10 protein-coding genes are annotated in these 13,949 nt (G+C 43.5%); 3 read left to right on the top strand and 7 right to left on the bottom strand.

What is annotated here, in order from left to right; genetic code table 11:
• Window positions 1-575 (top strand): 3'-5' exonuclease (locus ACSLP7_RS08210; protein ID WP_435578848.1); only part of this gene is annotated, 575 nt, incomplete at its 5' end.
• A 59-nt stretch (window positions 576-634) separates the two neighbouring features.
• Here ACSLP7_RS08210 and ACSLP7_RS08205 read toward each other — a convergent pair.
• A complete protein-coding gene (locus ACSLP7_RS08205; RefSeq protein ID WP_435578847.1) occupies window positions 635-3,649 on the bottom strand; it encodes a M4 family metallopeptidase in 3,015 nt (1,004 codons plus the stop codon).
• A 333-nt stretch (window positions 3,650-3,982) separates the two neighbouring features.
• Here ACSLP7_RS08205 and ACSLP7_RS08200 point away from each other — a divergent pair, with 333 nt between their 5' ends.
• Window positions 3,983-5,659 carry an ABC transporter ATP-binding protein gene (locus tag ACSLP7_RS08200; RefSeq protein WP_435578846.1) on the top strand — a complete coding sequence of 559 codons (1,677 nt, stop codon included), beginning with the start codon at window positions 3,983-3,985 and terminating at the stop codon, window positions 5,657-5,659.
• 313 nt (window positions 5,660-5,972) lie between these two features.
• Here ACSLP7_RS08200 and ACSLP7_RS08195 read toward each other — a convergent pair whose 3' ends face one another.
• The 6 genes from ACSLP7_RS08195 to ACSLP7_RS08170 all read right to left on the bottom strand — a co-directional run bounded on the left by ACSLP7_RS08195 (window position 5,973) and on the right by ACSLP7_RS08170 (window position 12,458).
• Window positions 5,973-6,629, bottom strand: a complete 657-nt coding sequence (locus ACSLP7_RS08195) for a 3-oxoacid CoA-transferase subunit B (RefSeq protein ID WP_435578845.1) — start codon at window positions 6,627-6,629, stop codon at window positions 5,973-5,975.
• Window positions 6,629-7,330 carry a CoA transferase subunit A gene (locus ACSLP7_RS08190; protein ID WP_435578844.1) on the bottom strand — a complete coding sequence of 234 codons (702 nt, stop codon included), beginning with the start codon at window positions 7,328-7,330 and terminating at the stop codon, window positions 6,629-6,631. The genes ACSLP7_RS08195 and ACSLP7_RS08190 overlap by 1 nt, the downstream gene beginning before the upstream one ends.
• A gap of 10 nt (window positions 7,331-7,340) precedes the next feature.
• Window positions 7,341-9,656, bottom strand: a complete 2,316-nt coding sequence (locus tag ACSLP7_RS08185; RefSeq protein WP_435578843.1) for a penicillin-binding protein 1A — start codon at window positions 9,654-9,656, stop codon at window positions 7,341-7,343.
• A 2-nt stretch (window positions 9,657-9,658) separates the two neighbouring features.
• Window positions 9,659-10,147, bottom strand: a complete 489-nt coding sequence (locus ACSLP7_RS08180) for a gliding motility lipoprotein GldH (protein WP_435578842.1) — start codon at window positions 10,145-10,147, stop codon at window positions 9,659-9,661.
• Entirely contained in the window at window positions 10,144-11,310 is a 1,167-nt protein-coding gene (locus tag ACSLP7_RS08175) for a PSP1 domain-containing protein (protein ID WP_435578841.1), read from the bottom strand. Before ACSLP7_RS08175 ends, ACSLP7_RS08180 begins: the two co-directional genes overlap by 4 nt.
• Window positions 11,311-11,426: 116 nt before the next feature.
• Window positions 11,427-12,458, bottom strand: coding sequence for a rhodanese-related sulfurtransferase (locus tag ACSLP7_RS08170; RefSeq protein ID WP_435578840.1), 1,032 nt, complete (start codon window positions 12,456-12,458; stop codon window positions 11,427-11,429).
• Between the two features lie 389 nt (window positions 12,459-12,847).
• Here ACSLP7_RS08170 and recA point away from each other — a divergent pair, with 389 nt between their 5' ends.
• Window positions 12,848-13,855 (top strand): recombinase RecA, encoded by a 1,008-nt coding sequence (gene recA, locus ACSLP7_RS08165; protein WP_435578839.1) that lies wholly within the window; start codon window positions 12,848-12,850, stop codon window positions 13,853-13,855.
• Window positions 13,856-13,949: the final 94 nt, after the last annotated feature.

The following is a 13,949-nucleotide window of genomic DNA, read 5'->3' as shown; positions in this document are numbered from 1 at the left end:
AGATCTCTGCAGAAGAGTTCTACGAGCGGGCAGGTATTTGGGCAGAGTTTGGTAAGATCATCTGTATAGCTGTTGGCTATTTCACCGCTGCGGATGGAGGCGAGTTTCGAGTGACCTCCTTTAGTGGAGACGAAGCTACCTTGTTGCGCGAGTTCAATGCGCTATTAGAATCGCATTTTAACCGTCCTTACCACAGACTATGTGCCCACAACGGCAAAGAGTTTGACTTTCCTTATTTGGCCCGTAGGATGACCATTCTGGGCATTCCACTTCCCAACAAACTGCAATTGTTTGGAAAGAAGCCCTGGGAGGTTCCGCATTTGGATACCATGGAGCTTTGGAAATTCGGTGACTATAAACATTATACCTCACTGCGTCTTTTGGCCAAAGTACTCGGCATACCTTCCCCTAAAGAAGATATTAGTGGAGATCAGGTTCGGGAAGTGTATTACCAAGACAATGACTTGGATCGTATTGTAGAATACTGCCAACGCGATACCATAACTGTGGCCCAGATCTTCTTGCGCTACCGCAATCAAGCCATTCTAGAAGACGATCAGATCAAATACCGCTAATAAAAAAACCCCGCCCGAAGGCGAGGTCTTTCCAATTTAGTTAGTTGATGAGTATATAATTACTCTTTGATGAAGCGATCTGTTACGATCTCTTCTCCTTCGTTGATCTCCAAGATATAAACTCCGGATTGTAGACGTGAAACGTCTATAGACTGCATCAAGGTTCCTTCAGAAACAACTTGACCTAACAAGTTAATGATGCGGTAAGTTTCCTCACCCGTTTGATCAAGAAGACGCACATTAAGTGTGCTTCCAACAGGGTTTGGATACATCATAAAGTCCCCTTCAAAGTCAAGACCTTGATCATCTCCAACAAAGCCAGCAGGTGCGCCAAGTGCAGTGATGCGGTTACCTCCGATGAAACCAGAACCAGCATCAGCAGTAATGGTTACTTGATCAATATAAACGCGGTCTGCATTCGTAGATGCATCACAACGGAAACGGAACTGTGCATTGCTTGGGAAGTTGTATTCCGCGCTGCTAATAGTTACTGTAGCCGTGTAGAATTGGTTGTTGCTGAAGTTAGTACCGCTAGCCCAAGAAGCTACGGTTCTCCATGCAGAACCATCATAGAATTGCAACCAGAAGTCCTCTCCAGACTCCATTGAATTTGGATAGAAATAGAACTCAACATCTACACTACTGTGACTGGTCATATCGAAAGAACCTAATGTCATAGTAGAAGAACTTGAGTTATCTCTCAAACGGATTGAGTATGTGCCCTCGTAAGAACGTCCACCTGAATAACGGAATGCATCAGCACCTCCATCTACCCAGCCGTCCCAGCCAGATTCGAAGTTACCTTCATGAAGAACCACTGGTCCTCCACCACCTCCGCCTCCGGAAGATTCGGTAGTAAAGGTTACGCTTGCAGTACCCGAGTTGTTTCCAGCTGCATCAAAAGCGCGTACATCAAAAGTATAAGAAGTACCTGCAGTCATTCCTGTAATGTTTGCAGAAGTACTGGTTGTAGTTCCCAAAGAAGTAGCTCCCTGAAGGATCTCATATCCTGTAACACCTACGTTGTCAGAAGATGCGTTCCAAGTTAGGGTTGCAGTAGTTTCTGTAATAGCGCTTGCTGCCAATCCTGTTGGAGTGGTTGGTGCTTCAGTATCGGCACCTCCGCCGCCACCTTCAATACAGAAAGTATGCGAAGCTGAACTTCCAAAAGATCCTCCGCTAAAGAGCGTTCCTGAACTGCTAGATACGGTATAAGAACCTGATCCGTAAGAACAGCAAATACCATCTCCGTAAGAATCTGTGATAGTAAAGGTGTAGTCACCTGCAGCCAATCCTGACCAAGTAGCAGTTACTGTAGACCCATCAGGGTTCGCAGTTGAGTAGCTTGCAGATTCAATAGTTGTTCCAGATGCATCTTTAAGTGTCCAAGCAGTCTCTTCTGGGTAGTTGTCTAAAGTGATCGATAAGAATACATCACCAGTAACACAATCTGGTGGTGGAGGGGTTCCTCCGTAAGCATCTCCTACGTTAACTGCATACCAAGCATTGGTTACAGCAATTTCTTCTGGGCTTCCTGCTCCGTAAAGATCAATAGCTGCCTGAATTGCACCGGCACGAGCATCAGTAAACTGAGAGCTCTGCGTCAAGTATACAGCAAGGTTACGGTAAGCAATTGCTTCTGCTTTATCCCATCCGATGGCGCTCACGCTAAATACGTCACCAACGTCGTTGGTTCCAGATCCACCGTTAACCAAAAGGTAGAACCAGTAGTTCTGTACCCCAGAGTTGATGTGTACACCTCCGTTGTCTCCAGATGAAGTCCACCAGTGAGTACCTAAGTATGTATCTGGATCGTTGAAAGCATTTGGATTGCTCATAGAGCGTAAAGCTCCTCCGCTTCCACCAGCTCCGATAGCATCTCCCATCAACCAGTCATTAGTCCCTTGCGCATAGTGCTCAATAGACTCTCCGAAGATATCAGAGAACGATTCGTTAAGGGCTCCAGATTGGTAGCTATAAATAAGGTCTGCTGTAAACTCAGTAACCCCGTGAGTGATCTCGTGTCCAACAATATCCAAAGATACTAGAGGGCCATAGTTCACTCCGTCACCGTCACCATAAGTCATACGTGAACCATCCCAAAAGGCGTTCACATAGCTATTGCCGTAGCTTACGTAAGAGTTAATGATTGCACCAGCTCCGTTGAATGAGTTACGGTTATGCTTGCCCATAAAGTATTTGTGGGTTTGCTCAGCACCAAAGTGTGCCTGTACACCAGTAGCGGTTGATGAAGGAAAGGAAGTATCGCTGCTAGTAATATCAGATGCGCCGCTGTAGTTGGTTCCGTTGTTCATGTCAAAAGTACGGATTCCACCACCATCAGCTGCCTGACGCAAACGGTATCCACCTGTGTAGCTGTCTGCTGTAAAGCTAACAGTACCGTTGTACAAACTAACTCCAGTTGCCGGGGTGTCTGCATGGTGAATGCGCTTGTTCTCAAAAAGAACGGCTCCTGTTTGAGCATCTACATAGACGTCTGCTCTGTAAAGTGGAGCAGATGCATAGATGTCAAATTTGTAAGCCAAACGCGCCTCTGTAGTGATCTGATCAACGGCTGGGAAGATCACCAATTCGCCTTCCGGTCTGTGGTAATCGATCATCGCAGCATCATCAGTTTCTTGCCACAGGTATTTCTCTGCACCGATATGGGCAGTTGCTCTGTTAAGCGCTGCTTCTGCAGAAAGACCAGGAGTAATAGCCACTTCATCCAGTCTAAACACACTGTTAGACATAGAGACAACTTTCCCCTCTTTTGCGTGGAGTGTGGATTGACCAAACTCTACTTTGATACCTTTGTAAAATTGTTGAAATTTTTGGTGGGTAAAACCAAGTTCATCCGTACGTTCTGACACTGCGCTAAAAGTGTTGTCTGTAGCAAGTTTGAACTCTTCTGTAAAAATGCTTTGGGGAGCAGCAAAAGATTTTTGCTGATTTTCATTAAAAACTTTGAGCTTTTTAATGGGCTTGGGCTGACTCTCCTGAGCAAAACTCATGGTAGAAAACAGCATCGCAGCCATGGCCAGAAGCAAAGGCCTGAATGAATTTTTCTTCATTGTTAAAGTAATTGTTAGTTAGTGAATTTTGAGATTGTTGTTAATCCTTTGTTAAGGTACTACTAATACCTCAGCCAAATTCAAAAAAAGATGAATAATCGATAAAGTGCAGAAATTGAAAATACTTGTTCAGTTATTCGCGAAAACAGCTAAACAAGATTGTGTCATTTGTAAGAATTGCCGTAATTTTTCCACACTGATATTACGGTTATTCCGTACGTGTCTCTGGTGAAGCGATTTAGGCCAACACACTTCAACTTTTCTGTTTTTTGATGCGGATTTGAGTCGAAATTTCCACCGTACTAAGCATTAAAAAAGAAGTATCTTTAGACAATGGCGAAAGCACCTATCTTATCGGTTAAAGACCTAAGTATTCGCTTTGGTAAAGCAGATCCGGTTCTTCATGGAATTAACCTAGAACTCTATCCAAATGAAATCTTAGGCCTGGTAGGAGAATCTGGTTCGGGTAAGTCCATCACCAGCTTAGCGGTAATGGGATTGCTCCCAAAAACGGCAATGATTGAAGGAGAAATCGCCTATGGTGGGACCAACTTAGCAAGCCTATCGCCCAAAGCACTGCGGAGCCTCAGAGGGAATGATATGGCCATGATCTTCCAAGAGCCTATGAGTGCGCTAAATCCAGCTCTTAAATGCGGTCCACAAGTAGCTGAAGTGTTGAGAATTCATAAAGGGGAATCAGAGAAAATTGCCAAAAAACAAGTGCTGGCCCTTTTTGAAAAGGTCAAACTGCCTCGGGTCAATGAGGTGTACAGTAGCTATCCCCATCAGCTCAGTGGCGGGCAGATGCAGCGCGTTATGATTGCCATGGCGCTAGCGTGTAAGCCCAAGATTCTAATTGCTGATGAACCCACTACGGCCCTGGACGTAACAGTTCAGAGGGAAATCATTGAGCTATTAAAGAATCTGCAAAAGGAAAATCAAATGAGCGTGCTGTTTATCTCTCACGATCTGGCCTTGGTCTCTGAGATTGCAGATCGGGTTGCAGTAATGTTTCGCGGATCTATTCTAGAGGTAGCTGAAACGCACGAGCTTTTCAATAATCCACAGCACAATTACACAAAGGCACTCCTTAATAGTAGACCAGATCTGGATCAGCGACTAAAAAGACTTCCCACAGTTGATGATCTATCTGACAACAGTTTTAAATCCGAAGAAATAAGCGCTCCACAACGTGCTGCAAAACATAAAAAGCTCTACACCAAAGCGCCACTGTTAGAGATCAACAACTTGAAAAAAACCTACTATGGGAAAGCGGCATTATTTGGAAAGCCAAAAGCCGTAAACGCTGTAAAGGGGGTTAATTTTCAAGTTTTTGAAGGTGAAACTCTCGGACTTGTCGGCGAATCCGGATGTGGAAAATCTACCTTAGGGAAGACCATTATGCAGATTGAATCTGCTACGGCCGGTCAAATTAAATTCCGTGGAAAGGACATCACCCACCTCAACAAAACGGAGCGACAACGCTTGCGCAAAGAAATTCAAATTGTATTTCAAGATCCTTTTGCGTCGCTAAATCCGAGAATGACCATAGGCGAAGCTATTGAAGAACCCCTGCGGGTGCATCACTCCTACAGTGCTAGTAAGCGCAAACAAGAAGTACTGGAACTATTGGAGGAAGTAGGTTTAGACGCTAACTACTACAACCGTTATCCACATCAATTATCTGGCGGACAACGCCAGCGTATCGGAATTGCCAGAGCAATTGCTTTAAAGCCCAAACTGCTGATCTGCGATGAATCAGTCTCTGCCCTGGACATAAGTGTTCAAGCTCAAGTATTGAATCTGCTCAATCGTTTAAAAGATAATTACGGCTTCACCTATATATTTATTTCACACGATTTAGCCGTTGTCAAGTATATGGCAGATCAATTGGTAGTTATGAATGCAGGGCTGATTGAAGAGATAGGAGATGCCGATGAAATCTACGCCAACCCCAAAAAGGAATACACCAAACGCCTTATTGATGCCATCCCAAAAGGCTTAAAATAAGGCACAAAAAAAACCCGCTCTAACCTCACAAAGAACGGGTAAAACCTTTATCTGATCGTTGCACAGATTTGGGGTTTGTATTTTACATTAACAAAAAAACTTTTTTAGCTAAATACAGGAAGGTTGTTATTAACCGTAGTGTATTTTTAATCGCCATTAGCATAGTAGGTTATGTTACTTTAATTAGGGACTGCTAAGATGCGCGAAAAATTTAAAATTCGCGATAAAGTGCCTTTTTATTAGACGAAATGCACTTTATTTTAACATTTTAACATACCTATACGTAATTTCCTACGTTTCAGGGTGATAAAAATCAAATGTTCATTTCGGGTACAGTATCCGGAACATGAAGTTTTCCGGCAGTAGCATTCACGATTTCCTCCACAGTAACCCCTGGTGCCCGCTCTCGAAGTACAAACCCGTCTTCAGTGATATCCAAAACGGCAAGATTGGTCACTACTTTCTTTACACAACCCACACCAGTAATGGGCAGGGAACAACGTTCGAGCAATTTAGATTCTCCACGTTTATTAGTGTGCATCATGGCTACAATGATATTTTCTGCACTGGCTACCAAGTCCATAGCGCCTCCCATACCTTTAACCATCTTTCCGGGGATCTTCCAATTGGCAATATCTCCATTTTCTGCAACCTCCATGGCGCCCAAAATGGTCAAGTGAACGTGTTTTCCTCTAATCATAGAAAAACTCATCGCAGAATCAAAGAAGGAGGCTCCGGGTAAAGTAGTAATAGTTTGCTTGCCGGCATTAATGATATCTGGGTCCTCTTCTCCCTCAAAAGGAAAAGGTCCCATACCCAATACACCATTCTCACTTTGAAACTCTACGCTAATATCATCTCGAACATAATTGGCCACTAGCGTTGGAATACCAATTCCCAGATTTACATAATAGCCGTCATTGACTTCTTGTGCAATACGTTTTGCAATTCCGTTCTTATCTAATGCCATTATTCTCTAGGTCTTACGGTTCGTTGTTCAATACGTTTCTCATAGACAGCGCCTTGGAAAATGCGCTGTACAAATATTCCTGGGATATGGATTTGATTCGGATCCAGTTCCCCTACTGGTACTAAATGCTCAACCTCAGCTACAGTGATCTTAGCCGCTCCACATATATTTGGATTGAAGTTTCTCGCAGTTCCTTTAAAGATCAAATTCCCAGCTGTATCTCCTTTCCAAGCTTTGACAAAACCGAAGTCTGCGTCAAAAGCGTATTCCAAGATGTGCATCTTGCCGTTGAATTCACGTACTTCTTTGCCTTCTGCGACCTCTGTTCCATAACCCGCGGGCGTATAAAATGCTGGAAATCCTGCCTGAGCAGCTCGGCAACGTTCTGCGAGAGTCCCTTGCGGAATCAATTCCACATCAAGCTCTCCACTGAGCATTTGTCGCTCAAACTCGGCGTTCTCTCCCACATAAGAGGAGATCATTTTCTTGATCTGCTTGCGCTGTAGTAACAGTCCTAAACCAAAATCATCTACCCCTGCGTTATTGGACACGCAAGTAAGTCCGTAAATATCTTGTTTAGATAAATAGCCAATGGCATTCTCAGGAATACCACTAAGGCCAAAGCCTCCAAACATAAAGGTCATGTCTGATGCTACGTCTTGGCAGGCTTCTTCTACATTGGCAACCGTTTTGTTGATCATATGCTCTCGATTAAAACTCGAATTCGTTAGGCACTTCTTCTTCAGGCTTATTGTTTTCAGCCCATTTTTCACAGTCAGTTTCTATGGTAACGTCTTCAGGCTTTTCAAATTTCCCATCAGAAACATCCAATCCTTCATCATAACACTTTCTCATATAGATAGCCCAGATAGGAAGTGCCATAGTTGCTCCTTCTCCATAGGCTGTTGAAGCAAAGTGCGTTGCACGGTCATCACCACCAACCCAAACTCCAGTGACCAGATTAGGAACTATTCCCATAAACCAACCATCACTATTATTCTGCGTGGTTCCTGTTTTTCCTGCGATAGGGTTCGTAAATTCATATGGATAACCCGTTACCGCAGCTTTGTACTTGGCCGTATTGACTGCCCATTTATGTCTCAAACGCTGTCCGGAACCGGCTTGAGTTACTCCTTCCATCAAACTCAGGGTTACATATGCGGTCTCTTCTGAGATCACATCCTTGGCCTCGGGTGTAGCTTGATCTAAAACAGTACCATTTTTATCTTCTATTCGGGTAATCAAGATCGGTTTGATATAAACCCCTTGATTGGCAAAAGTTCCATAAGCACCCACCATTTCATAAAGCGTAACGTCTGGAGTCCCCAGTGCAATAGAGGGCACCTCTGGAATGTCTTCCGGATCTACACCCATTCGCTCAACTAACTCGATGACCGGTTTTGGTCCAACACGGTCAATTAAGCGTGCCGTGACGGTATTTACCGAGTTCGCAAGTGCATTACGCAGACTCATCGTCCCACCGTAATTAGCATTGGAGTTCTTTGGACACCACTCTTTCATGTTTCCATGCTTGCCCTGCGGAATACAATAAGGTGTATTTGGCAAGGTGTCACAAGGTGACATATGCATTTGATCTATTGCAGTGGCGTATACGAATGGCTTAAAGGTTGAACCGATCTGTCTCTGCCCGGTCTTTACCATATCGTATTTGAAATGTTTATAATCAATACCTCCAACCCAAGCTTTGATCTCACCAGTTTGTGGAGTCATGGAAAGCAATCCGGCTCTTAAGAAGCCTTTGTAATAACGGATGGAATCCATCGGAGTCATTAAGGTGTCGATGTCGCCTCCCCAAGAAAAGATGCGCATGTCTGTCTTTTCATTAAAAGAAGCTATGATCTCTTTCTCTGATTTTCCTTGACGTTTCATAGTACGCCAACGGTCGGAGCGCCGCATGGCAGCATTCATGATTCCATCGATCTGATCTTGAGTAATATCTCTAAAAGGAGCCGTTTTATTCTTAGCCCCTTGCTTGTCAAATTCTGCCTGCAGATTGGACATATGCATATCCACAGCTGCTTCTGCGAACTCTTGCATGCGGGAATCAATGGTCACATAAACCTTGAGTCCGTCCCGATCTATATCGTATGTGGTTCCGTCTGTCTTAGGATTGTCCTTGGCCCACTGCTTCATATAGTTGCGGACATACTCTCTAAAGTAAGTTCCGATTCCTTCGTCATGTCCTTGTGGCGTGTAGTTGATCTTTAATGGCAAGGCCGTCAAAGAGTCCCGAGTTTTCTCATCGATATACTCGTATTTGGCCATCTGGCTGATCACCACATTGCGTCGTGCTAGCGATTTGGCTTTGGAGATTTCACGTTTAGGGTTGTATTGGCGCGGATTTTTAAGCATTCCCACCAAAATGGCACTCTCTTCTATGTTTAGATCTCTGGGCTCTTTTCCAAAGTAGATGTTTGAGGCTGATCGGATCCCCACCGCCTGAAAGATAAAATCCATCTCATTGAGATACATCGCAACGATCTCTTCTTTGGTGTATCGTTTTTCCAAACGGACAGCAATGATCCACTCCTTCATCTTTTGGATCATCCGTTCTACAGTATTACTCGCTTTTTCATCAGTAAAGAAGAGCTTGGCCAACTGTTGGGTTATAGTACTTGCACCTCCGCGTTTCCCTAGAAAGGCTGCAGCACGCACAAATCCTCTGGCGTCAATTCCAGAGTGGTCGTAAAAACGCGCGTCTTCTGTTGCGATCAAAGCCTCCACCAAATGTGGTGGGAGATCGTCAAAAGTAATGGGTGTTCTGTTCTCTTTGTAGAATTTTCCAATGGTTTTCCCATCAGAAGAGATGATCTCTGTAGCGAGATCTTTTTCTGGATTTTCTAAAGCCGTCTCATCTGGGAGTTTTCCAAAAACACCCCAGGAGGCCAATAAGAACATCAGGATAATGAATAAAAAGCCACCAGCTACCAACTTCCAAAATAGAAAGATGTACTTTCTAAGCTGCGACTTTTCCATAGCTTCTTTTTTTGCTGCTTGTTTTGCCATAGTTAGTCTGTTTGGGGAAGCTCTGCACTGATTCCCACGTCCGTAATGCCTGTTAATCGTTCAACGCCATCTACCGCTCCATTATTGCGGACCGCATGAACTATGCTCAATTTATATTCGCCTTGCTCTGCAAAGCGCACGCCTTGTTTGTACCAAAGCTTGTTCTCTTTTACACTTCCTAGACCACTTCCCATCCAAGTCCCGTCAGGGTTTGCCATTCGATATTCTAAGGTATCTGTGACCACCTTCCCTTGGGGAAATTCCATACGCGCAATCAGAAATAAATTATTGAAGGGATAATCATTGGTATTGCGCACATTGATAAAAAGATCATATGCCGCTGTAGAATCCATTTCAGGGAGACTGACCTGGACTGTGTCTGTTAGGTCCCATCCGTCAGAAAAAGAAGTAGTACTGCTAAATACGGCATCGCCAGTACAACTACTCAAAAGCAGTGCCAACACTATTGCTATGCCTGTTGTTCGGATCACTTTTGTTTTGATTTAGGAGCGTTATTGCGCTTTTGATTGCGGTTTTTGTTTCTTCGTTTTTTTCGACGTTTTTTAGGCTGATCGAATCGCGTTAAACTATCCTGACCGGCGCCGTCATTGAACTCAAAAGTACTCATGTTCACCTCTACTTTATAGTCCTCTAGGCTCGTAACTTTTTTGCCCTTTTTATTTACCGTCATGATTTCGCGGACTTGTGTGGCTGAAAGCTCAAACCACTGCATCCAGTCGCCTTCATAGGCATACCACAAACGCTCTTTAAAGATGTCAATCTTTTGACAGACTCCAGTTCCTTTGTTAGTTTGCAGACGAACATCACTTTTAGGAAAATTCTCTAAAGCATCCAAATAAGTGTCCAGCTCATAGTTCAAGCAACACTTGAGTTTCCCACATTGACCTGCTAATTTCTGCGGATTTAAGGAAAGTTGCTGATAGCGTGCTGCAGCCGTGTTAACTGATCTGAAATCGGTAAGCCAAGTAGAACAACAAAGTTCGCGTCCGCAAGATCCTATTCCGCCTAAACGGGCAGCTTCTTGTCTAAAGCCAACTTGTTTCATCTCAATACGCGTATTGAATGCGCGAGCAAAATCTTTAATGAGTTGTCTAAAATCTACGCGGTCTTCTGCAGTGTAATAAAAGATGGCCTTTGAACCATCTCCCTGAAATTCCACATCAGAGATCTTCATCTGTAAGCCCAATCGGATTGCAATCTCACGCGACTCTTTTTTGATGGCCTCTTCCCGATCTCTTGCCTTTTGCCAAATATCAATATCTCGCTGTCCCGCCTTGCGATATACCTTGGGTAATTCGTCTAGCGGTTCTTTGATGCGTTTTTTCTTCATTTGCACCCGAACCAACTCTCCGGTAAGGGTTACTTGACCAATATCGTGACCAGGGTTTGCTTCTGTAGCGACAATATCGCCAATAGAAAGGGTAAGGCCTTCGGTGTTTTTGTAGTAGTTCTTTCGCCCATTTTTAAAACGCACCTCAACGGCATTAAAAGGGGTCATCTCTGCAGGCAAGGCCATATTGCCCAACCAGTCAAACACGGTGAGTTTGTTGCAGCCGTCAGTGCCGCAGGTCCCGTTATTTTTACAGCCTTTTGGCAGGCCATCCGCAGCGGAAGCACAAGAGGAACAGGCCATAGAGTGTTATATATATTGCTCGAAAAGTGACCGATTCGAGTCGGAAGTTAATACTTGATTTCGACCTCTAAGATAGGTATAATTACCGTATTTGTTACCCCTTAAAAGGAGGCAAATTACTTTTTGAATTTGAGTTTTTCAGAACGACCTTTCTTGAAAATCTTGTTGCTATTGTGCTTTCCGGAACGCAATCTTTTTTGCTCCTCATAAGGCAACTGAATAACCTCTTGACAATCGGTGCTACAGCAGCTCTCCATCTTTTGAGCACATTCTTCACACTGAATGAAAAGTAAATGGCAAGCTTCATTAGCGCAATTCACGTGGGTGTCACAAGGCTTTCCACATTGGTGGCAATTAGCAATGATATCGTCGCTGATACGCTCTCCGCGTCGGTGATCAAAAACAAAGTTCTTCCCTAAGAATTTATTCTCCAATTCTTGCGCTTTTACCTGTCGGGTGTACTCAATGATCCCACCTTCTAATTGGTATACCTGCTGGAATCCTTTGTGCTTGTAGTATGCACTAGCCTTCTCACAACGGATTCCTCCGGTGCAATACATGACCAATTTTTTGTCTTCTTTATTGTCTTTTAGGTCTTCTTCTATAATGTCCAAAGAGTCTCTAAAGGTGTCAACATCTGGAGTAACCGCTCCTTTGAAATGTCCGATCTCACTCTCGTAATGATTCCTCATATCTACCACTACAGCGTTTGGATCTTCTAAAAGCTCATTGAAGGTTTGGGCATCTACGTGTACCCCTTTATTGGTCACGTCAAAAGTATCATCATTAAGACCGTCTGCAACGATCTTGTGTCTGACCTTTACCTTGAGTTTTAAAAAGGACTTCAAGTCCTGTTCTACAGCGATATTGAGTCTACATCCCTCTAAAAAGTAGATTCCGTCTAAGAAATTCTTGAATTCTTCAAAGCGTTTAGCTGGTACCGAAAGTTGGGCGTTGATCCCTTCATGGGCCACATAGATCCTCCCTAGAACCTCCATATCGTTCCAGGCAATGAATAAGTGATTGCGAAATAATTCGGGATTGCCAATTTTGGCGTATTGGTAGAAAGAAAGGGTCAAACGGTCTTCACCGGCTTGTTCAAGTAACTCTGCCCTTTCAATCGCACTTAATTTATTGTACAGTTGCATGCTATACTTGCGTTTAAGTTGAATGAAAAAGTAATTGAGGGCAAAGGTAATTTATTTAAATACTTAAACAAACCCCAGAAAAAAAAGCGCTGGAGTGGAATTTCCGGCGCTTTTTTTCGAATGGCTAATTCGTTAATACTTTTTATTTTTTAAGAGTGACTACAGGCGTAGCTAGCCGCCGTCGAGGCGGCAGTTGAAAATGACTACTTGGGTAACTGCCAGTCCTTTTTTATTTACCATTTCGGTTTGTTTAACATATTTCACAGCAATGAATTTTCCCTTTGTATCTGATAGACTGTAAATTCATAAATGGTTGCGTGATTTGATTGAAATTAAGTAAAAGAAGTAGTATTTTAGCCTTCTATCTTCAACCACATTATACTGCCGATATGAGTAACGAAAAAGATGCCAAATTAAAAGCCTTAAAATTAACTTTAGACAAGCTCGACAAGACCTACGGGAAAGGTACGGTCATGAAAATGGGAGATGCTGCTGTTCAGCAAGTTGACGCCATTTCAACGGGTTCATTAGGGTTAGATTTAGCTCTGGGTGTCGGCGGATTACCTAAGGGAAGAATCATCGAGATTTACGGTCCGGAATCTTCAGGTAAAACCACGCTTACTTTGCACGCAATTGCAGAGGCTCAAAAAGATGGTGGAATTGCTGCATTTATTGATGCAGAACACGCCTTTGATCGGTACTACGCAGAAAAGCTCGGAGTAGATATTGAGAACCTGATCATCTCTCAACCAGACAATGGAGAACAAGCTTTGGAGATCGCCGATAATTTGATCCGTTCTGGCGCTATTGACATTATTGTTATTGACTCCGTAGCGGCTTTGACGCCAAAAAGTGAGATTGAAGGAGAAATGGGTGAGTCCAAAGTAGGACTACACGCCCGTCTAATGTCTCAAGCTTTGAGAAAACTCACTGGATCCATCAGCAAAACCAATTGTACGGTGATCTTTATCAACCAGCTGCGTGAAAAAATCGGAGTTATGTTTGGTAACCCAGAAACCACTACAGGTGGTAACGCATTGAAATTCTACTCTTCAGTACGTATTGATATCCGCAGATCTACTCAAATCAAAGATTCTAACAGTTCGGTTATTGGAAACAAAACTCGTGTCAAAGTGGTAAAAAACAAGGTGGCTCCACCGTTTAGAACTGCAGAGTTTGATATCATGTACGGAACTGGAGTTTCTAAAGCTGGAGAGATCATTGACCTAGGCGTAGACTACGAAATCGTGAAGAAGAGCGGTTCTTGGTTCAGCTATGACGGAACCAAATTAGGTCAAGGTAGAGATGCCGTAAAAACACTTCTCAAAGACAATCCAGATCTTATGGATGAACTCGAGGCCAAAATCAAAGAGGCCATCGCGATCATCAATGAATAAAATTTTATACTTTCATACGCAACCTTAGCGGAGTTTTATCATCTACACATTGACTCCGTGGCTATGGTTGCTCACTGTGCAGCAGGGGAACTTA

Source organism: Gilvibacter sp., assembly GCF_965601605.1.
Classification (GTDB): domain Bacteria; phylum Bacteroidota; class Bacteroidia; order Flavobacteriales; family Flavobacteriaceae; genus Gilvibacter.
This window is presented reverse-complemented; position numbering and strand designations above follow the sequence as displayed.

Coding starts and splice junctions, on each gene's coding strand:
- ACSLP7_RS08200 (WP_435578846.1), top strand. CDS start 3,983: ATGGCGAAAGCACCTATCTTATCGGTTAAAGACCTAAGTATTCGCTTT.
- recA (WP_435578839.1), top strand. CDS start 12,848: ATGAGTAACGAAAAAGATGCCAAATTAAAAGCCTTAAAATTAACTTTA.
- ACSLP7_RS08185 (WP_435578843.1), bottom strand. CDS start 9,656: ATGGCAAAACAAGCAGCAAAAAAAGAAGCTATGGAAAAGTCGCAGCTT.
- ACSLP7_RS08190 (WP_435578844.1), bottom strand. CDS start 7,330: ATGATCAACAAAACGGTTGCCAATGTAGAAGAAGCCTGCCAAGACGTA.
- ACSLP7_RS08195 (WP_435578845.1), bottom strand. CDS start 6,629: ATGGCATTAGATAAGAACGGAATTGCAAAACGTATTGCACAAGAAGTC.
- ACSLP7_RS08205 (WP_435578847.1), bottom strand. CDS start 3,649: ATGAAGAAAAATTCATTCAGGCCTTTGCTTCTGGCCATGGCTGCGATG.
- ACSLP7_RS08170 (WP_435578840.1), bottom strand. CDS start 12,458: ATGCAACTGTACAATAAATTAAGTGCGATTGAAAGGGCAGAGTTACTT.
- ACSLP7_RS08175 (WP_435578841.1), bottom strand. CDS start 11,310: ATGGCCTGTTCCTCTTGTGCTTCCGCTGCGGATGGCCTGCCAAAAGGC.